Source organism: Shewanella sp. 30m-14 (genome assembly GCF_052977125.1).
Genome location: NZ_JBRILW010000017.1, coordinates 89,602 through 110,494, shown reverse-complemented (window position 1 = coordinate 110,494; position 20,893 = coordinate 89,602). Strand labels below are relative to the sequence as shown.

The window sequence follows — 20,893 nt, the reverse complement described above, 5'->3', positions numbered from 1 at the left end:
CGAAGGATACTGAGGCCACGAAGGATACTGAGGCCACGAAGGATACTGAGGCCACGAAGGATACTGAGGCCACGAAGGATACTGAGGCCACGAAGAAAGGTAACGGCTTATAGTAGCTCACATGTCACTACCTCTGTGCGACGCTACAAAGCCCTCCCTGGCCGCTCAGCAGTTTCCAATAACCTCCCTGTTAAACGGCCAGTTCGGCATATATTCCTCTCGTTCGAAGAGTATCTCTTTTAGATACCTCCCCCTGAAACCGAAGCCCACAGCCACACCGACATCTGACTATTCATCTCTGCGAATTAGCCCACTCAGATGTTGATGATCACAGTTAATTCTCACTATTACTGAAACGGTTTTGGACAAAAGCTATTCACCACGAAGGACACGGAGCGCTACGCTACACGAAGAAAAGCAACAGCTAGAACAAAAAGGCTCTTCATGAAACATTTTGATCTTTTGCTCTACGATCTTCTCCGTGACCTCCGTGAAAGCGAAGCGCTTCGTGGTAAAATTAGTGCTTTTGGAAAAATCATACTTACCTACATGTTCAACGCAAGTTAGCTCATTTTTGGACAAAAGTCAGTTGGAGCTTGCAGCTCGACTAGCCCTTACAGCGATATCAAACTTCGTTTGATTACAAAGCCCCAAAAGACTCGATATATTTTGGTTAAGAGTGGCATCCAACAAAAGTGGTTCCAATGGCCTGCGGCCAGCGCATGTGCAGACACTTCTGAGACTCGCTGCAAGCACGTCCATGTGAGCTCAACGAAAACATCCATGTTTTCGACGGTCTCAGCTGTATCTACACCGAGTTGGAACAGCATAATCTTTAATGTTTAGAGTTACGGCTAAAGCTCTAGCTCGTTTTTGGACAGAAATGATTTAGAGCTTAAGCTCTGAAAGCAACGACTGCCATTAGGTAAAGTATGGCAATCTGATATGCGGTAACGCCACGCTAAGCGTTGCTAAAATTCAGAATAAACCAAGCGTAACCAATTGTTTTTTTTGATTACGCTTAAGCATCTTACTATGTGTTTACTATTGATTATTGAAATATGCTTCTATTGCTTTAGGTGAAATAGAGTACTTGATCAATGCTCCATTTTTATCTCTATCAACAAGCCCTAACATCTCATCTAATTTTTTAGCTCTTGATGCTATTAGATAAGAAGAAATGTCGAGCTCTTCTGACAGGTCTTTAGCAAGCATTGTAGAGTTATTACTGTTAAGTTCATGCAATAAACCTAATTCAATAGCGGGGAGTAATTTGCTCTTGTCAATTCTCTCTAATTCATCTTTAATTTCTTCTGAAACAGATTTAACATTAACTTGACACTGACACTCAACACATCGCATTTTATTAAATTCTAGAAACTGTAGTTGTTCGTACGGATATGACTTTTTACACTTTGGGTTTACACATAAAATATGTTTTGACTTCCTAAGAAAATCTTCAAAAATACTATCAAAATTAAACGGTCTTGCAATATAGTACGTCCTATATTCTCTACCCGTTGGTTTTCCCCACCTCATATTTTCTAGAAGAGTCAAACCATAATTAAGGCAGTAAACGGACACTTTCTTTCCATCCCTGTCGCTCATTTCTGAATACTTAGATATAAAGAAGTTAAGCTCTAGTGTACGAACAAACTTCTCTAAATTAGGCGAAAAATTAAAATGACTCGTAAATGGATTCTTATTATCTGATTGATATACGGCACTTGTTAACTCATCAGTCGTTATTTGTTTTCGTATACTTTTTAGCTGTGATATAAAAACTTGTAATAACTCTTTTTGCTGTAATTCTGATACTTTTTCGTCAAAAGATAATAAACTATGAGTAGTGAGATCGAAAAAGGAAGCTATTACTTTTTCATAATATTTAACTGCCGCAGAATCGATAGCAGCTTTAGTTATTTTTTTACCTATAGATATATGTGTTTGGTGACAATAATAAAGAATATTACCAATGATACGTGGTACGTTCATCGATGCTTTAAATAGCAATTCCATATAATCATCGACGCTAGAATTACTTGTTACGTCGAAAAAATCTTCAAGTGAATTTGTACTGTAATATTTAATTCTTGTACTCACTAGTCTTTTAGTAAAGTCTAGGGATAGGGATTCCATCGTACTTTTGTCATAATTTGAATATAGATTGTAAAAATCAAGATCAATTATATCTACCTTACCTTTATCAATATCTCCAAAATAAATCCTGTTAGGATAAGCCGCAACTTTAAAACAAATAAACTCTCCCCAGTTGTTTAAAGGGGCAAGGACGACATCTACAAAGTTTTTAATTGTTTTCTCATCAACTTCAGAAAAATCATCTAGAAATATTACTAGCTTTTTAACTTTCAACACCTTTAATATTTCTTGTATTTCATCCATCACATCCTTGATTTGAAATACTTTCAGCAACGCACCTGAAAATTGCTTTTCCCAAGACTCTATTTGCTTCGTTTTATCAGAAGATGACTTCGCGCTCCCTTCTTTTATACCAATTCTAGGTCCTTTAATATCAAGGTTAAAGTTTGCTTCACCAGAGTTTTTATAACTATTAGCATTTTCAATTTCATCTGCACCTGAGATGGAGTTGACATACTCATTTATTACAGGAAGTTCGATAGACTTAAGGTGCTCATTATTTTCTATTTTTTTATAAAGCTCAGAAATCCCATCTTTAACAATATTTACTTTACTTAAACCTAATAATTTCGCAAATTTGGTCAGGTATGGTTTAGCCTTGATTTCCATTTCATCAACAATTGCTTTTAGTACATTTTGTATGAATGAGCGTTCAATTAAGTATTTTTCCAAAGCTTCATTTGGAATCCTACCTTTTAAATAGTCTAAATTTTGATAGTCACTTTTTGTGCTTTCAAAAACAGTTTTAGTATCAATGTAACAAGGTATGTAATCGTCCTTCTTTCGATATTCACTTTCCAAACGCAAGATTATGGTCGATTTACCAGTTCCTTTTCTACCTACCAAAAATGTGGTGTTATCAGATAAAACCATTTTATAAACTTGATTCTCTGGCAACAAGTCAGTGTAAAGCGTGTCAATGAGTGAGCGTTCTTGAGAATCTTTTATCTCAGCACGTTTAAATCGCTTTAATGAATCAGCTACTTTATAGAATTCATCCCTGTTCTTTTCTGTCAACATCGTTTTAAAGACTCCTGATGAAATTTGTTAGACGGCTAAAACAAATAACGTCTTAGTATTTATGCGTTGCGCGCCTATCTGGTTAGACCTGTCAAGGCGCATACTCGTAATCGTCTCATTTATAAACATTTACAACGATTAGTCCAAATACACCTTCTGGAAAAACGAGAATGCACACTTTGCTTGCCTAGTAGCTCTTGCAAACCGAGAATGCGCGTTTTTAGTTGTTTGAATTTACTCTTCTTTTTATTTTCACTCAATAGCAAACTGCGAACTGATTGCGCATATTTTGGAGATTATCCGCACAAAACCAATAATACTGTATAAAAACACAAACACTGGTTAACCAAGAGGTTGTCGCTAAACAAAAACTCTTACCTTTCCGACTGATGAGAAAAAGTATTGCAAAGAGGTTAGTGCTGTATTGGACGAATGGCTGGCGCTAACAAATAAAGGGGCATTTCCGTGTTAGACACCAAACCACTATGGCTTAAATGAGTGCTCCAATTATCCGGTGTAGATACGGCTGCGGGCTTCGGTTTCAGGGATGAAACCGCAGAGCGTATAGGGACATATTTACAGCGTCTCGCAGCAGTGTCTGCACATACCCCGCTGGAGGCGCTTGATAACTCTAAAGCGACAATTTCAAATTAGCAGCCCTGTAGCCACAGCTCAGACAAATAATGTAATCAGTTTTCATTCGAAGGCTAACGAGCTTTGGGGCATTCCCAACTTATAAGCTGAACAATTAAAGCCCAAATGTAAGTACCAATTATTCTGTGTAGATACGGCTGCGAACAGCAGAAAACATCAAAAAAACAATCAGCAAAAAAACATTCAGCAAAAACCTTTCCATATTAACCTTGCCACAGAAACAGGATCAGCCCTTAAATCCTTCTACTGATACTCTTCACTTCCACATAGCATAGCGACAAATAGGGGCTGTATCTTACAATTTAATCTCTCATTGTCTTAAGTAGCGATATACGTTTAATGTGCTGCTAATTCGATAGCTTGCTCACGTAAATAATCCATACCGGCTAGGAAACCACTGAACATCTTTAAAGCAATAAATTGGCCTGCTTCTGTGGTTTTATAACTATCTCCTTGCTTAATAAGGGCCCCAGCGGCTAACAAATAGGTTAACTCAATAGGAAAGGCTTGCCACAGGCTTTTGCCCGTATGCGCTTTAAATAAAGCATTATCTAAATGCCCTTTGCCCATCATTATCATCAAATGATGTTGGTTTATTGATTTATCGCTCAGCACTTTATGGTGACTGGTACCAACATACCCTTGATTAATGAGTTGGATATAGCGATCAATATTAAAGCTCGATACTTGAAACTGCGACCCAAAACGGCCGAATGCTCCCGAGCCGACCCCAAAACAATTCTCCCCATCTAGCACATATTTATTATCGACTTTTTGACCAAAATTACGACTGTATGTCCAAGGAAACTCCATCATATAGCGTTCTGACATTGCTTGTTTTGCGGCCAAAAATTGTGGCCATAAATCTTCAGGCTTACCCGCCAGACATTTAGATTTTTTTCGGCTCTTGCCTATTCCTAAAGTGAGCGGGTAAGTAGTGATTTGGTCAGGTTCAAGCTGGATCATGCGTTTAATATCGGCCACTACACTATCGGGTGTTTGCCCTTTAAAACCATACATTAGATCTACATTGACCGTAGGGAATAGTTCAATCCCTCTTTTAATATCGATGGCCTGCTCATCACCTGAGCCAAACTTTTCAAAACGGCCACTAGCTTTCAATATTTGATCATCAAAGCTTTGTAAGCCAATACTCATCCTATCAACTAAGCCATCGAGCAATTCTGGATTGCCGGTTTTAAAGTAACTAGGATCGGTCTCACAAGAGACTTCACGCACCGTAGTTAAGCTTTTAATCAATTCTATTGTTTTAACAAGTTCATCTTCTAAAATCGTTGTGGTACCGCCACCGATATAAACTCGATTAAAACGTAAACCCGCCCCAATCACTCGCTTTATCTCTTTACGCAGGGCTTCAAAATATAGCTTGGCCTTTTCTCGGTTGTATTTAACTTTATGAAACGAGCAAAAACGGCACAAAGTATGGCAAAACGGGATATGGATATAGAGCGTTTCAATTTTTTGCTCTTCGGTAAAGCTTACAGATGAATGACCTAATGGGAACACTTTGGCGTCAGCCAAACTAAGGGATTGCTTAATCGTATGTTGCATGACGAGATCAAGACTTTGGGTTGCTAATGACTGTCGTAAATAGGCAAATGACATAACTCACCTTTAATGATGAATTTACCTGTGTTTCAGGTAAGGAGATTTCCATACCTTACTCGTTGATAATATTGAAAAGTGTGTTGTAAATCTGATGTTTAAAAATATTTTCATTCTCAGCTAACAATCTTATAAATATGTTACATAGCACAAATAAAATCGCTGACTTTTTATACGTTAGCGGCGATATAGCTCATGTCGATTGAGTTCTTTAGCGATGAGTGACTGAAATAGTAGTAAGTACGCCCCTACCATCTTCACTCTATACATTAATGGCTCAACGATAAGACTAACGCCTTAAGATTGGTGATGCCTGTTTTGCAAGATAAAACCAACAAAGTGGATTGAGTCGAGTTAGTGACTCTGCCGCCAATAGCCAAGGTAACAACGGGCACTGTAATCATCTATAACATCACCTCTGCACCTCAATAATTAAACACACCACTTCTGATTGAAAAGAGTTGATAAAGTCTATCTGTTTCCACCTCGAACAAGCTGAAGTGGAAACAAATATAAGATGATTAAAAAACAGATTCTCTAGCTGGTACCGACTTTATCCGGTTGCTCACTGCTCATCTCAAGCTTAATCGCATCCGCAGGGATTAAGCTAATAAGCTCAACCCCTGTTAGCAGCTCAGTATCTAATGTAGCGCTAATTACCCTTACTTTTCCATCTTGCAAATAAATAAGCGGAATTGCAGCTTGTCCATATTGCGCCATAAACATGGCGTAGTTAAAGCTTTCAGTCAGGCTGGTGCTTTTAATACTAGCCCCTTTCGCCATTAAACTCGCAAGCTTAGAATATGAGACCCCTTCACCAAATAAACATAAGCGTTTTAAGTAGGATTCAGACAACTGATGGCGAGCACTCGATGTTTCACCATGATTTAGCCCGTAGACCTTTTCACTGCCAAATACATCTTGGAAGTAAAAACTCACTAAGGGGTTAAGTTGACGATAAGGTGACATCACCAAGACGCGACCAATACCGTCCATATTCATATGGTTTTCAGCATGTTCAGATGCAGGGTTACCAAAATATACCGGAATATTGTCCATGCGAGCGAGACGAATATTATCCCAGTTATTATCGGCTAGTAGCACTGTCACGCCTTTTGATTGTAACGTTTTAGCAAGCGCTCTCGGCAACTTAGACGCACCAAAAATGAGTAACCCTTGTGATGAGTCCGCGGTAACACCTAGCATCTTTGCCCATTTCCCGGCGGTTAAACTCTGAATAACAACAGTGCCAATAATGATTAAAAAAACAAGCGGTACAATAAGCTCTGCGCCTTGGATCCCAATGGATTCAAGCTTGATGGCAAACAGAGATGATACCGCCGCCGCCACAATGCCGCGCGGTGCTACCCAGCTTAAAAACCACTTGTCACCACTTGAAAGCGATGTACCAACACCACAGCACCAAATACTTAATGGACGAGCAACCAGCATTACCACGGCCAATAACGCAAGCCCTTCCCAACCGAGACTCAACAGCGCGTCGGCGTTAAGTCGCGCTGCAAGCAGAATAAACAGCGCAGAAATGAGTAATACAGTCAGCGTTTCCTTAAACTCTAAAATATCGGCAATGTCGACCCCTTTCATATTCGCTAACCAAATACCCATAACAGTTACAGACAATAGGCCCGATTCTTCTTCCAATATGTTAGAGCCTACAAATACGGCTAGCATTAAGGTTAGCACTGCGGTATTTCGCAGATAATGGGGCAACAAATTATTACGCAGCACAAGGCCCACTAGATAGCCACTCAATACACCAAAGCCTAATCCTACAATTAACATGGCACTTAGTGCATGCAAAACATGAGTTGTGGGATCTGCCGCAACGGCGATATATTCAAACACTAAAACAGCAAGTAAAGCACCAATAGGGTCGATAACAATCCCCTCCCAACGTAATATGCTGGCAAGCTCTGTTTTAGGTCTTACACTTCTGAGCATAGGCACGATAACCGTTGGGCCTGTTACCACCACCAGCGCACCAAACAGCAAAGCCATCGACCAATCAAAATCAAGTAAGTAAAAGGTACCAAGCGTAATACAGGCCCATGTAATGACGGTGCCTAAGGTCACCAATCGGGTGACCATGGCACCATGCTCTTTTATCTCTTTAAAGTTTAGCGTTAACGCCCCTTCAAATAAGATCACCGCGACGCCGAGTGAAATAATTGGAAATAACAGATCACCAAATATCGCGTCAGGATTTAAGAAACCAAGGCCAGGCCCTAGTAAAAGACCACATAAGAGTAGCGGGAGAATAGCGGGCAGTCTTAGCTTCCACCCTATCCACTGACAAAACAACGATAAAACACCTAGCAAAGCAAGCATCCCAGTGATCTGCTCTAGCATAGCCTATTTCCTTATCTGCTCATTTCTAGCGAAATATGTATTTGTTAAAAGAAGCCATTGAGTGTAAAAACTATAGCTAAACCTGAGTAAAATACGATAACACCAAGAAAAGTAAATCAAAATTTCCGTAAAATGATTTAGGTGGATAAGAATACAGCTATGGCTAGGTTAGCAACGACATCGCGTTTAAAAGGGGCTGTACATCTGTCAGTCTTGCGGGGATAAAGCACAATGGCTTTAATAGAATAAATATATTTAATTATAATAACTTACAGTAGATTCAGCCACGGAGTAAAGTAACATTTGCTACTTTGATTGATAAGCTCATTAGTGGTCGTTTGTTTTGCAAGCCATTACTTATCGTCCCTGTTAACGATACTAACAAAGATGAGAGCTTAAATAGCAGTCAATCTGCATATCACACTTTTTACCTATAAAGTCGCAACTGAATGATACATTATCGGAGTTTGCTCGGCACCTTGGGGGCAATACCAAATGGAGTTGCAATCAATGAGTCTTTTTATCACAGCATTTTTGGTGATTTTTTTAGTATGGATAATCCCGATCACCTTAATATTAAGATCACCTAGAACCCAAGGCGCCGAAAAAGCGGCTAGGATATTAGCAATGGTTCATATTTCTTAGTTTGTTTGGGTATTTTACTTACTCATCGCGCCCACAAATAAGCGAGAAGCTTAAGCTTATGTCGGCAATTGGTATAACTCAGGAACAGCTGAATCCAAAACCTGGGCTAAACAATGCTTTATAAAGTAGCAGCGTTGAAACGAAAAAAGCCCCTGCAATCTTCAATAAAAAGAAATGCAGAGGCTTTTATCTTTATGTTGGCGGAGCGGACGGGACTCGAACCCGCGACCCCCGGCGTGACAGGCCGGTATTCTAACCAACTGAACTACCGCTCCTAAACTTTACTAGAATTCAATCATGTTGACTTCTAATGTTACTCGTTATGTCACTAACAAATAACTAAAATTTAGCACTTGATTGGCGGAGCGGACGGGACTCGAACCCGCGACCCCCGGCGTGACAGGCCGGTATTCTAACCAACTGAACTACCGCTCCACATCAAGTGCGTTGAATAATACGTAGAGTGAGGTAGCCCGTCAATAAGTTTTTTATAAGAACTTAATCAACAAGTCGAAAAACGAACAATTAGACTTTATCTTCAACAATTTGTTGATAAAAACTACCTTCTATCGCTCTTAGGCTCAACACTATCTTCTGGCATGGTTAAATCGATTTGATCCAGCTCTAGCAACATCTTCTCTTTACGCACCTCTGTTTCTAAACGCGCCTGCGTTGCTGCTAATGCTTTTTTGAGGTTACTGCGCTTACGAATGAACAATAAAATCAGTATACCTAATACGATCAATGCAATATTGATGGATACGATTAATACGATAGCATCCTCTTTTGCCTGTTGCTCCTGCAACTTAGCGATCGCATCGGCTCTTGCAGCAAGTTCTTCTTTAGTAGGAGGAGGCTCAGGTGGCTGGATCAGATTAAAAAACAGCTCGGGTAAGCTTAGATAGATCTCTCTTCCGTTAACTGTGGTACTCACCGCATTGAGCTTTAAATGATAACTACCAAAATCCATGACCTTAGGCAGCACAAAGTGGCTATTAGCTTCCTTAAAGTCGGTAATCGTTAGCGGGATCATCTTGCCTGCTGGGCCCTTTATTTCCGCCTCAAGATGCGTTTGCTCAAGTTTAAGTACTTGATCGTTTAACTTAATAGCTAAAGTCCAGACTCCCGATTTGGGATCGTCAGGTGTCAATAACTCAACTTCGACTGGGCGCGGGGATAATCTAAACGGCTCGGTATATTGCCTTTCAAGCACAGCATTGTTAGCCCGCACTTGCAGTGTGTAGCCACCCCATGGCTGCTCTAGATCTAAATCACTGGTAAAGGTCCCGTCATCAGGTCGCTCATCCAGTGCTTCTCCGTTATCTCTATACGTGCCAACGATAAGCGTTCCTGCCGCATAATTTTCATCGGCAGAATGGTTGTCACTTACAAATCGAGCAGTCCAGCTCATCATAAAGTCAAGACCCGGCAAGCGCACTTTTTGTTCATCGCCGAGTAATCTTGCCGTTAATTTAACCCGTTCACCTTGAAACAGTGGCTGTGGAATGGGATCGACATCAATTGAAAGCTTTGACACCTTATCAATCACTGAACCTTCTACCACTTGGCCAATCAATTGCCACGGTCCAGGCATAGGCTGGTTAATGGTGATCATGTCACCCGTTAAGCCTTCCATCCAGGCGACTTTATCCTCAGGATGGCGGTTCACATACCATTTGCTGCCATCTGGACGCACAATGATAACGGGGGCACTGCCGTACTCTCTATGAATGAGCAAGGTTACCGACTCAACCATATGATCGATTCTAAAACGATTCTTTAACTCCGAAGCATGCGAAGAAAGCACGACATTAGCCAAAGCTGCAATGCTAACTGAAAAATAACAAATTAAGAAAACCGCTACATATTTAACGCTTCTAATCATAGAGAAGTTCATAAAATGACGTTTATCCGCGCCAGAGGCATTGTCCTGATTTCGCAACTAAGTCTAGTCGCTCTTCGTGTCTTATCAGTTCATCGGCCGATGCGGCGATCACTTTAAGTTTTGCTCTATCTGCACTTAAGCGTTGGATCCCCCCGCCCTCTTGCCCTGCTTTTTCACTTGAAAGGTTAAACTTGGTTTGGCCACCTGTCATTAACAGGTAAACGTCAGCCAAAATCTCAGCATCGAGTAATGCGCCGTGAAGATCACGGGCCGAGTTATCGATACCATAGCGCTTACACAAGGCATCCAAGTTATTCTTTTGCCCTGGATGTAAATGTTTAGCGATTGCGAGCGAATCGAGGATTTGACAAATATCAGCTGTTTTAGGGCCACGCGGCTGTAACATTGAAAACTCGTGATCCATAAAGCTAACGTCGAAGCTCGCGTTATGTGCAACAATTTCAGCGCCGTCGATAAACTCAATAAAGCTTTGTGCTACCTCATGAAACTTAGGTTTATCAGCCACAAACTCATTCGTTATACCGTGAACCGCAATCGCTTCTGGGTCAATCGGCTGTTGCGGATTGATGTACTCGTGATAATGACGCCCAGTTAAGCGGCGATTGATGACTTCAACACAACCGATTTCAATGATCCTATGACCCAAGTAAATTGGACCGCTCGATTGGTTCATACCAGTGGTTTCGGTATCGAGAATAATTTGTCGCTTTGCGCTTGAAACAATATTCATATGAATTTATACATTTCTCAGTTAAATTTTTTGGGTATACTCGCCCAGCAATTATAGCTATGGTAGCAACTTGATGACTGGACTGAAACAGATCTCTATCTATACCGACGGTTCTTGCCTCGGAAATCCTGGCCCTGGCGGTTATGGCATCGTTTTAAAGTATAAAAAGCAAACAAAAGAGCTTGCTGATGGCTTTGCCCTTACCACGAACAATCGCATGGAGCTATTGGCCCCGATTGTCGCGCTAGAAGTGTTAAAAGTGCCGTGTCAGGTTATCTTAACCAGCGATAGTCAGTATATGCGCCAAGGGATCACCCAATGGATCCACGGTTGGAAGCGTAAAGGCTGGATCACCTCCACCAATCAACCAGTAAAAAACGTCGATCTGTGGAAACGTCTTGACGCAGTATCCCAGCGCCACCAAATTGACTGGCGTTGGGTTAAAGGCCACGCAGGTCATGCTGAAAATGAGCGTTGTGACGATCTTGCCCGCCAAGCCGCTGAAGCTAAACCTAAGCAGGAAGACACCGGTTACATTATCCAACAAGAAAGCCTAGACCAAAGCTAGCGTTGCGCTCAATTAAGTCAACTTGAGTCGTTAGCTTTCTGTGTTTAAAAAACCTTGGCAAAAGTCAATAAAGGCTAAGCCTAACGGATTAAAATTACGACTCTTATGGTGGATACGATAGAACTTACGCTCTAGTGCTAAGCCTTCCACTTCGATAAGCGCCAATTCTTTGCGAATGAGCTCTTTTTCAAGAGTCAGTTCCGATAAAACGCCTAATCCCGCGCCTTGCTTAACAGCTTGCTTAATAGCATCGGGGGTAGAAAAGCGGAACTTTTCTTGTGGCTGTATATCAAGGGCATTCGCAGCACTGACAAAGCAGTCTCGGGTACCTGAGCCCTCTTCTCGCATCACCCAAGGCATATTACGCAGTTCACTTGGCGCAACTCGTTTTCCAGCTAGCGGGTGAGCGGGATGGCAAAAAACCAATAACTTGTCTTTATGCCATGCTTCAACAGCAATACGGCTATCAAGACACTGACTTTCGATAAAGCCCATTTCGCTTTTAAATTCAAGCACGGCATTGATCACTGCCTGGCTGTTATCGATATCGACATTAACCAATGTATTGGTATGTTGCTGACAAAAGGCGACGGCGCTTCTGGCCAGTAAATAATTGCCTATAGTTGAGCTGGCACTAATTGTCAGATTACCGCCAAGTTCAGCCCCTGCTGGCGAAAAGGTATGCTCAATTTGATCGATTTTTTGTAACGCTTCAGTGGCCAAAGGCAACAACAAACTGCCTTGCGAATTTAAGCGTAATCGATTGCCTACTCGCTCAAATAAGCGAGTATCTAATTGTTTCTCTAACTCAGATAGCGCCATCGATGCAGCAGGAGATGACAAGTTAACCATCTCAGCTGCTTTAGCAACTTGACCACTGCGAGCTACCGCCTCAAAAATGGCCAACTGTTTTAATGTTATACGCATCAAGACTCTTTATTTATAATTTGAAAATGATAACCATTGCCATAAAGGCGCTAAGTTTACTTACTATGATGAGTATTAGATGCATGACCTGTACGCCCAGCACTCGGCGCTGTCGACCAATTTCGTTGTTTAACTCTTCGCTTTGCCTGTATTGGCGTTAACGGTGTTTCTAACTTTTTCGCCACCAGCACATAAACACTGCCGGTACTCGGTAACCAAGACTTAAGCGCATGAGACCAAATATTATCAACCTTCGTCTCTGTAAGAAGATGATGGTGCAGTAAGCGTTCATCGGCAACCACTTGATACCCTAATAATCCTAGCCAATCTTTTACCCGTGAAGGCATAAAAAAGCGCCCATTCCAAGGGATCTCTTGCTGATGTTTAGGCAACATTTGTCCGATAAACATCGGGCTAAGTGGGTTAAAACCAACAATCACTAAATGCCCACCAGAAATAAGGACTCTATCGACCTCTCTCAGTATGCGGTAAGGGTCTGCCTCAAACTCTATAATAAAGTTCATCACCACGGCATCGATACTAAGATTTTGAATGGGTAGCTGACTATAGTCTCCCTCTATGCTCGCCTGTGGCTGATCATATAAAGAGTATTGCTTACTGATCCCTACCCCTGGTTTGTCTATTTTATGGCTCAAAGGGCCAAGATTTAACATATAGTAACCAAAAATTCTTGGCCACCATGGGGATAAAGCCTGCTCAACACTTTCGCGAATAACAGCCCCACTCGGAAGTTCCGACCAATGATAAGGTTTTAACGGTAATTGAGACTGTGACAAATCGACCTCCAAAATCACTCTTGTCTACTTTAATAACGAAAGCGGTATACAAGCAATAGCTTTGGTCAGTAAACTTGTTTAAGCGCTCAAATTAATTTTGTTGAGCTGTTAATTTCTTCAAATAGAGAGCCTCGATATGTTACAGATAACTCCATTGCCCGCGTTAAACGATAATTATATCTGGCTGCTTCAATCACAGCAAAGTACTGGTGTCTATGTCGTCGACCCCAGTGATGGGCAAGTGGTTATTGATTATTTAACTCTCAGAAAACAGCCCCTGCTAGGGATTTTAATAACCCATCACCACTATGATCATACAGATGGTATCGAACCATTGCTCAACCATTTTGGCCAAAACGTACCTGTATATGGCCCACAGAGTGAAAATATAAAAGGTGTCAATCGTCCTATCACTGCAGGCGTTACTCTTGCGCTAGAAAATTGCGAATTAAATGCAAGGGTTATTCAGGTACCCGGTCACACATTGGGCCATATTAGTTATTTAATCGAAGATGCCCTATTTTGCGGTGACACCCTATTTAGTGGCGGGTGTGGGCGATTATTTGAAGGTACCGCAGAGCAGATGTATCAGTCATTAATGCAATTAAGCCACCTGCCAGACAATACTCGTGTATTTTGTGCTCATGAATACACATTAGCAAACCTTAAATTTGCTGCAAGAGTTGAACCGACAAATCCAGCGCTTATCGAATACACAGCAAAAGCTCGCACCCTGAGAGCGCAAAATAAACCGACCTTGCCTTCATCAATTGGCTTAGAAAAAGCCATTAACCCATTTTTAAGAGCAGGTAGTACAGAAATCCAGCAAATTTTAGCCGTTCAATTCCAACAACCTATCAGCAATCCCTTGCAAAGCTTCGCACTTCTGCGTCAATGGAAAGACAATTTCTAAAAAATAATCTACAATAGCCCGCTATTTCAGTGCCACTAAGCCAGAACTGAGCAAGAACTAAGCAAGGGTTATCTGGCTTTTTTGAGCCTAATTTAAGGACACACATTTTACATGCGCGTACCACTTTTATTCGTCGCGGGGGGGATTGCCCTGTTGACAGGTTGTCAAAATTTCGGCGACCAGCAGACTGTAGAAAGGATTCCCACTACACCTGTCGTAGTAGAAAAAGTCACCGTAGCACCGATTGTACCTGAAGTCGTAGAGACCGTTGAGATCACTGATATCTGGCAACGTATTCGTCTAGACATGCAGATGGAAGTACCCGATGAAAAACTCGTTCGCCAATATCGCGATTGGTACATCAAACATCCACAGCATTTAGAACGTGTATCTGAGCGTGCTACGCCATTTATGTATCTCATTGTTGAGGAAATTGAAAAGCGTAACTTACCGATAGAGCTTGCTTTGCTCCCCATCGTTGAGAGCGCTTTCGATCCATTTGCCTATTCTCATGGCGCCGCATCTGGTCTGTGGCAGTTCACATCCCCTATGGCTCGTCACTTCGGGCTTGAAATGAACTGGTGGTATGACGGTCGACGCGATGTACCGGCTGCAACAACTGCAGCTCTTGACATGCTTGAGTATCTTCACGGTAAGACGGGTCAAAACTGGTTATATGCGATTGCCGCGTACAACACTGGCGAAGGTCGTGTGATCAACGCAGCTAAACGTAATAAGAAGAAAGGTCTACCAACTGATTTTTTCAGCCTGAACTTACCCAGAGAAACTGAGCGCTATGTACCTCAGCTACTCGCTTTAGCTGACGTAATTAAAAATGCCGATAAATATGGTATTAAACTTACGCCTATAAGTAATCAACCACAGATTGAAGTCGTGGATATTGGAAGCCAGATTGACTTAGCGCTTGCAGCAGACATTGCCAATATGACCACTTCTGAACTACATAAGCTCAATCCTGGTTATAACCGCTGGGCGACAGCGCCTGACGGACCACATTTGCTTGTATTACCCGTTGATAAAGCTGACGCATTTAAACTTGCGTTAAACAATACTGATACTAAAGAGCGCTTAAATTGGGAACGTTATAAAGTTAAGTCTGGCGATAGCTTAGGCTTAATAGCAAAACGCTATAACACAACCATCTCAGCGTTAAAGTCGGTGAATGATATTAATGGCAATACTATTGTTGCAGGTAAGTTTTTACTGATCCCTGTAGCGGCTAAGAATTTAGATGAATATCTGTTATCAGCAGATCAACGTCTAAATCGCCAGCAGAATAAAAATCATGGTGCAAGTAAAGTTACCTACAAAGTAAAATCGGGTGATTCACTGTGGAAAATAGCTAAACAACATAGCGTTAAAACGGCTCAGCTTGCTAGCTGGAATAGCATGGCGCCAAAAGATCCGTTACAAATAGGCCAAAAACTGGTTATTTGGTCAGGTAGCAAGTCAAACAAGGGGAGCTTAAGTGAAGTAACGCGTACCGTGAACTACAAGGTGCGTAATGGCGACTCTTTAGCTCGTATCGCGAGTAAGTTCAATGTCAGTGTGAACGAATTAGTTCGCTGGAACTCACTCGAGAAGACTAAATACATTCAGCCAGGGCAAATGCTTAAGCTGTATGTAGATATGACTAAAGTCAGAGCGTAAAACCATAATAGGTTTTACTGGCTGATAAACATAAAAAAGGCGACCAATAGTCGCCTTTTTTAATGCTTGTCGTTTAACAATTACATTGTGTATTGATAAGTCACAGGCAACATTGCAGGAGTCTGCGATTCTGTCGCTTTGCCTGCAAACAGCGCCTTTAGACTATAGCCTTTAGTGATTTTGGCCGCGACGCTCGCTGGGATAGTAAATTTAACATTTTGCGTCTTACCCGCTGGCATTACCGTTTCTCTCAAGGCTTGGGTAAACATCATCTCGTTAGACCAAGCCCAAACTCGGTGTCCAGAAGGATCGAGTAACCATAAATCGGCTGTCATTCCAGAGATAAACATTAATGGCACGCCATAGCGTTGGTTGTTAGTATATTGCAGAGTCACATTTGCTTTATCATTCACCAATAGCTTCGCATCTAACAATCCCTTGCTCATCGACTTTTCCTTTGTAGGCACTCTGTCTTTCGCACTCCCTGCATCAACGACACCGCCAGCAACAATATTGGTGCTAGCACTCGGTGATGCTGCAACAGGCTGTACTGATGTTTTAGCGCTAGGCTGAACTGCTGATTGAGACTCCTGAGTATTTTCTACGGCAGTGTCAACATTTGCGGTCTCAGTTTGCTGCTCTGAGCAGGCCACCAAACTAAAAGCCAGCAGCGGGAACATTAATATTTTTAGCATTACAGGCCTCCAAACTTCTTAAATAAGCTATCTTTCAATTTATTTGTTTCATCTTTCAGTTTTGAGTCCAGTAGCGCTTTAGTATCTAAGGCAAACTTAGGCTCTGACATGGTGCCAGTGATCAAAAATGGGATCTCAACACCATAGAGAGCATCTCGCTTATCACCGCCCTGACCTTCTAACGAGCCAACAACTGATGTTGTTAACTTATAATCTAACGCTTCATTGAGAATATTAGCAGTACCCTTACCCTTAAGTCGGATAAGTGGAGAAGCCATATCAAGATCGGGATTCGTTATCACACCATTAGCGATATTAAATGAGCCAGTCATGCTGGTGAAATCAGTCTTTTGCTCAGTAGAACCTGAACCAGCTGATAGGTCTCCACCTAACTTTGCCTTTGCTTCACGGATCATTTGCGGGATGTTAACCCCATGAATAGCTCCATCAGCAATTTCAAACTGCCCGTTTGCAATCAAGTTCTTTTTCAAGTTATCTGGAATTAAGCTCTTACCTTTACCAGTTACATTGAAGTTAGCTTTACCATCTAACATATCAATGTCGGCCATATCGATTAATAAGGCACGAATGTCGACCCCTGTCAGACGTTCATTAAATTGATATTGAGCGACTTTATTTCGACCATCGATTTTCGCTGATGCGTTAACTTTACCCCCATACAGATCCGCTGATAATTGCTTCATATCTGCTACGCCACCTTTCATCACTAATTGCATCACCCAGTTTTGAGTTTTTAAATTAGCGACCTTAACCGACTTGACTCTCACGTCGACATCAAGATTAACCTTTTTCATCGCGGTTAAATCGGGTTCAACAGCTTTAGCTGAGCTTGGTGATGGCTTACTGTCTTTGGTTTGCTGAGCTTCACCTTTAGGTCGCAGCGCATCAAGATCAACATCACCAACCTCAAGCTTAGCAACGACGCTTGGGACAGTATGACCATAAGCCACATCAAGTGAACCAGATGCATCAATATTGGCCGCGTTCAAGCTAGACAGTACTAAGCTAAGCGTTTGTTTTTCCAAAGCGACAACTAAAGAGGTATTAAGATCGACCTTCAACTTGCCATTAGGAAGTCCTTCGCCAGTCACTTGATTACCGATGACAAAATCGTTAATGGTTATAGTTTTAAGATCGTGTGCGACTTTAATTTGGCCTTCACCTTGGCTAACCAGGTTCATATCGGGCAAAGTTGCAGAAAACTCATACTTTAGCGGGGCAAACTCACCCAGTTGAAAACGGCCTAATGTTAGCTCTTTTAGGGCGAAGACTTGTTCAGTCTGAGCAGCATGGTTAATATTGACTATCTTAGTATTGGTTATCGTAATACCACCAATATCAAGGCGCGCTAGACTCGAGCCACTAGTTGCATTCGCAGTAGATTTATCTGCATTGGCCTTTTTACCGGCCTCACCACTTAAACCGTCAAAGCTAGTGCGACCATTTTTTTGAGTCTCTAACATCAAGGTCAAGCCGTCGAGGTTAAGCTGTGAAATCTCTACTTCTTTTTTAAATAGTGGCATTAATGCCACCTCTGCAACCACTTCATTTACGGCAAGCATTGATGGATTTTGAAACCCATCTGGATTTGATAAGGTAATTTGCCCAAGCTTAATGCCTAAGGTCGGGAAAAACGTCCACGACAAATCACTACCGATAATCAGTTCTCTACCGGTCTCTTCTTTCACCAAGTCGACGATTTGTGGTTTAAAATCGTTCGGGTCAAAAATCAAAGTGACATAGAGCACTAAAGCAAGAACTAATCCTAGGATTGAAATAAAAAACCATTTTAAAAATTTCATAGCAGGTTCCATCTGTTAAAACTAAGAAAACAATATCAGTAACTAACTAATATAAGAGACTAATATAGAAATTCAATTTTAGAGTGAATATCAAGAATTACTCTAAATTTAGCACGGATATATCAAGCGCTTCATTAGATATCGCCACTCCGTTGCCATCAGCATAGATAAATGATTGAGGCGAAATGATGACACCATAAATTTCAACTGCAATATTCACTTCACCTATCCCTTTCTTCACTGTTTTTATCGGGTTGGCACCAATCGCTTGTACACCTAAGTCAATCGTTTTGAGTGTACCAATGTCTCTCACGCAGCCAAAAACAACCACGCCTTGCCAACCATTATCTTCTGCGCTTTGTGCGATCATGTCACCTAACAAGGCGCAATCAGTCACCCCTTGCCCATCAACCACTAACACTTTACCTTTACCGTCTTTGGCGAGAACATCTTTAACTTTTGAGTTATCTCGAAAACATTTTACCGTCACTACTTCGCCCCAAAAACACTCTCGTTTACCGTAAGAGATAAACATGGGGGGTAATAGGGTAAGCTTGTCAGCATAGGTATCAAACAGATCGGGTAACAGATCCAACATTAGGCCTCCGTGCAAAAATGAGTATCAATTTACTCTAGATTGACATGTCAAGAGCCGAAACCCAAGTGCTAACGCACGAATTAACTGATAATTAATCAAATCCAGACTGTTCCCCAGCCAGAATACAAACTATAATCTTGTTCAATGTCTGTACACAGACCCTTTCGTTAGTCGTAGGTAAAAATGAACAACAATATCGAATTAGAAAGTGCCATCGCCGCTCTAGACCAATATGGTTATGATAAAAAACACTCTAGTGATTTAGAGCAGGCTCGTAATAAAACTCAAATGCTAAAGTACATTGACTCGCTAGATTTTAATCTTCGCCGTTTATTAATATTACAAGAAGCGGTCAATGAATTAGTTGATAATGAAAAAAGACTGCTCGCTCAACAAGAAAGTATTCAGACCTATAAAACTAAAATCATCAATCTTTCTCGTCAATTTAACATGTCATACGATGAAGTCATTCAAGTAATGAAACAGCAAGAAAACAATTAATAATAACGAGCTATTCAAAGTTATTTTCTAAAAAAATCAGGTTTATAATTAAGTTTAAACTCAATCAGCAACAAACTTAATCAACTTAACGCGTAAGGCTTTGACTAAAGCTGTCACTAAGACAGTGACTAAACACGTTATTTGCTTTATCAGCTTATTTTAGTCATTAAATTAGCGCTAACGTTAGACTGCGACTTGTAGAAAGCTAAATGGTTTCAGTTATCGACCTCAAGCCTATGGATGGGCTTGCAATACACAGCATGAAACTTATCTCTCCAATGTAACAATTCTCTTAAACAGGCCCCATAAACAATTTACATCAACAGTTCACATAAACAAGCCTGCCTAACAGACACGCTAAGCACACTAAAGACCATTGTTCAGATGGCCGCATCATCGATGACATACTAATAAATACCATGCTTACACATATCACCCTTGCATTAGCGCTTGTCACTTAGGACATGACACCTGACTAGTTACAGACATCGTTCTAACATTAATGCATTAAGTTAACTCCAGTTTATAAAACATCAAATATGGAGATAAAAATAACAGCACACCTTTTTATTTACATCGAATTAATTAAATGGTTGAGTTTCTTTATTACCCGTCAGTATACGAAAGCATTTTATAAACACTTGTTTACACCACTTATTTTGCTTTAACCTTAATCCTAACAAAACCAAAAACAATAAAATGTATAGGCTTGGTTCAATGATTTCAGATTTAACTGACCAGTAAAAATGTATCGGAACCAAAATAGCAATAACATAAATCCAATTATGTAATTTTTGCCAGCTCTTACCCATTTTGCGCATAACAACTTTGAACGAAGTTAATGCCAACGCTGCGAGTAAAATATACGCCATCGCCCCCACGAGTATATAGGGACGTTTAACAACCTCTTCAAAAAACAGTGACCAGGCAAACACTAAATCTAAACTAAAGAATGCCAACACATGCAAACTGGCATAAGCGAAGACATACAGGCCAACTAATCGCCGAGTTTGCAGTAGGATCCCGAGTTTAAACTTCTTGGCAACGGGTGAGATAAGTAAGGTTGCTGCCAGTGCATTGAGAGCCCCTATTCCAGTAAAGTGAATGATGTACTGTACCGGATCGCCACCTGCATTATCACTCATCACTTTTAGCACTAAATAGACGATAGGCAGCAGGCCTATCAAGTGAAATAGCCCTTTTAGCCGAAATACTGAGCGGCGATTAACACGCATAAACATCTCCTACTAATCCGCCAACACTAAACGTGTAAACAGTGATTCAAGCTA

Annotated in this window: 16 protein-coding genes and 2 tRNA genes; 5 read left to right on the top strand and 13 right to left on the bottom strand. The window is 41.1% G+C overall.

What is annotated here, in order from left to right; all coding sequences use genetic code 11:
• Positions 1 to 1,044: 1,044 nt before the first annotated feature.
• The gene (locus ACVBIU_RS13685) at positions 1,045 to 3,180 is read right to left on the bottom strand and encodes a MarR family transcriptional regulator (protein WP_447164627.1); all 2,136 of its coding nucleotides are present in this window, start codon (positions 3,178 to 3,180) and stop codon (positions 1,045 to 1,047) included.
• A 498-nt stretch (positions 3,181 to 3,678) separates the two neighbouring features.
• Here ACVBIU_RS13685 and ACVBIU_RS13680 point away from each other — a divergent pair, with 498 nt between their 5' ends.
• A complete protein-coding gene (locus tag ACVBIU_RS13680; RefSeq protein ID WP_447159867.1) occupies positions 3,679 to 3,834 on the top strand; it encodes a hypothetical protein in 156 nt (51 codons plus the stop codon).
• Between the two features lie 336 nt (positions 3,835 to 4,170).
• On the opposite strand, the gene ACVBIU_RS13675 is transcribed toward ACVBIU_RS13680, so the two are convergent.
• The 6 genes from ACVBIU_RS13675 to dnaQ form a co-directional block, all read right to left on the bottom strand.
• Positions 4,171 to 5,460: a coproporphyrinogen III oxidase family protein gene (locus ACVBIU_RS13675; RefSeq protein ID WP_447164628.1), complete on the bottom strand. Its 1,290-nt coding sequence runs from the start codon at positions 5,458 to 5,460 to the stop codon at positions 4,171 to 4,173.
• A 537-nt stretch (positions 5,461 to 5,997) separates the two neighbouring features.
• Positions 5,998 to 7,830, bottom strand: coding sequence for a cation:proton antiporter (locus ACVBIU_RS13670; protein ID WP_447164629.1), 1,833 nt, complete (start codon positions 7,828 to 7,830; stop codon positions 5,998 to 6,000).
• 843 nt (positions 7,831 to 8,673) lie between these two features.
• A tRNA-Asp gene (locus ACVBIU_RS13665) sits at positions 8,674 to 8,750 on the bottom strand.
• Positions 8,751 to 8,833: 83 nt separating this feature from the next.
• Positions 8,834 to 8,910, bottom strand: a tRNA-Asp gene (locus ACVBIU_RS13660).
• Positions 8,911 to 9,034: 124 nt separating this feature from the next.
• Complete coding sequence (locus ACVBIU_RS13655) at positions 9,035 to 10,372, bottom strand: TIGR03503 family protein (protein ID WP_447164085.1); 1,338 nt, start codon at positions 10,370 to 10,372, stop codon at positions 9,035 to 9,037.
• Between the two features lie 10 nt (positions 10,373 to 10,382).
• On the bottom strand, positions 10,383 to 11,111 hold the full coding sequence (gene dnaQ, locus ACVBIU_RS13650) for a DNA polymerase III subunit epsilon (RefSeq protein WP_447159871.1): 729 nt from the start codon (positions 11,109 to 11,111) through the stop codon (positions 10,383 to 10,385).
• 73 nt (positions 11,112 to 11,184) lie between these two features.
• On the opposite strand from dnaQ, the gene rnhA reads away from it, so the two are divergent.
• Complete coding sequence (gene rnhA / locus ACVBIU_RS13645) at positions 11,185 to 11,679, top strand: ribonuclease HI (protein ID WP_447159872.1); 495 nt, start codon at positions 11,185 to 11,187, stop codon at positions 11,677 to 11,679.
• A gap of 30 nt (positions 11,680 to 11,709) precedes the next feature.
• Here the strand turns inward: rnhA and ACVBIU_RS13640 are convergent, their stop codons facing one another.
• The gene (locus ACVBIU_RS13640; RefSeq protein WP_447159873.1) at positions 11,710 to 12,606 is read right to left on the bottom strand and encodes a LysR substrate-binding domain-containing protein; all 897 of its coding nucleotides are present in this window, start codon (positions 12,604 to 12,606) and stop codon (positions 11,710 to 11,712) included.
• 56 nt (positions 12,607 to 12,662) lie between these two features.
• A complete protein-coding gene (locus tag ACVBIU_RS13635; protein WP_447164084.1) occupies positions 12,663 to 13,403 on the bottom strand; it encodes a class I SAM-dependent methyltransferase in 741 nt (246 codons plus the stop codon).
• 136 nt (positions 13,404 to 13,539) lie between these two features.
• Here ACVBIU_RS13635 and gloB point away from each other — a divergent pair, with 136 nt between their 5' ends.
• Together gloB and ACVBIU_RS13625 are read left to right on the top strand one after the other, a co-directional pair.
• Positions 13,540 to 14,316, top strand: coding sequence for a hydroxyacylglutathione hydrolase (gene gloB / locus ACVBIU_RS13630; protein ID WP_447164083.1), 777 nt, complete (start codon positions 13,540 to 13,542; stop codon positions 14,314 to 14,316).
• A 111-nt stretch (positions 14,317 to 14,427) separates the two neighbouring features.
• Positions 14,428 to 15,987: a LysM peptidoglycan-binding domain-containing protein gene (locus ACVBIU_RS13625; protein ID WP_447159876.1), complete on the top strand. Its 1,560-nt coding sequence runs from the start codon at positions 14,428 to 14,430 to the stop codon at positions 15,985 to 15,987.
• A gap of 80 nt (positions 15,988 to 16,067) precedes the next feature.
• Here ACVBIU_RS13625 and ACVBIU_RS13620 read toward each other — a convergent pair whose 3' ends face one another.
• The 3 genes from ACVBIU_RS13620 to ACVBIU_RS13610 form a co-directional block, all read right to left on the bottom strand.
• Entirely contained in the window at positions 16,068 to 16,682 is a 615-nt protein-coding gene (locus tag ACVBIU_RS13620) for a BsuPI-related putative proteinase inhibitor (RefSeq protein WP_447159877.1), read from the bottom strand.
• Positions 16,682 to 18,505, bottom strand: coding sequence for an AsmA family protein (locus ACVBIU_RS13615; RefSeq protein ID WP_447164082.1), 1,824 nt, complete (start codon positions 18,503 to 18,505; stop codon positions 16,682 to 16,684). Before ACVBIU_RS13615 ends, ACVBIU_RS13620 begins: the two co-directional genes overlap by 1 nt.
• 97 nt (positions 18,506 to 18,602) lie before the next feature.
• Positions 18,603 to 19,103: a putative 4-hydroxy-4-methyl-2-oxoglutarate aldolase gene (locus ACVBIU_RS13610; RefSeq protein WP_447159879.1), complete on the bottom strand. Its 501-nt coding sequence runs from the start codon at positions 19,101 to 19,103 to the stop codon at positions 18,603 to 18,605.
• Positions 19,104 to 19,286: 183 nt separating this feature from the next.
• On the opposite strand from ACVBIU_RS13610, the gene ACVBIU_RS13605 reads away from it, so the two are divergent.
• Entirely contained in the window at positions 19,287 to 19,604 is a 318-nt protein-coding gene (locus ACVBIU_RS13605) for a hypothetical protein (RefSeq protein WP_447159880.1), read from the top strand.
• 581 nt (positions 19,605 to 20,185) lie between these two features.
• On the opposite strand, the gene msrQ is transcribed toward ACVBIU_RS13605, so the two are convergent.
• The gene (gene msrQ, locus ACVBIU_RS13600) at positions 20,186 to 20,839 is read right to left on the bottom strand and encodes a protein-methionine-sulfoxide reductase heme-binding subunit MsrQ (protein ID WP_447164081.1); all 654 of its coding nucleotides are present in this window, start codon (positions 20,837 to 20,839) and stop codon (positions 20,186 to 20,188) included.
• Between the last annotated feature and the right edge of the window lie 54 nt (positions 20,840 to 20,893).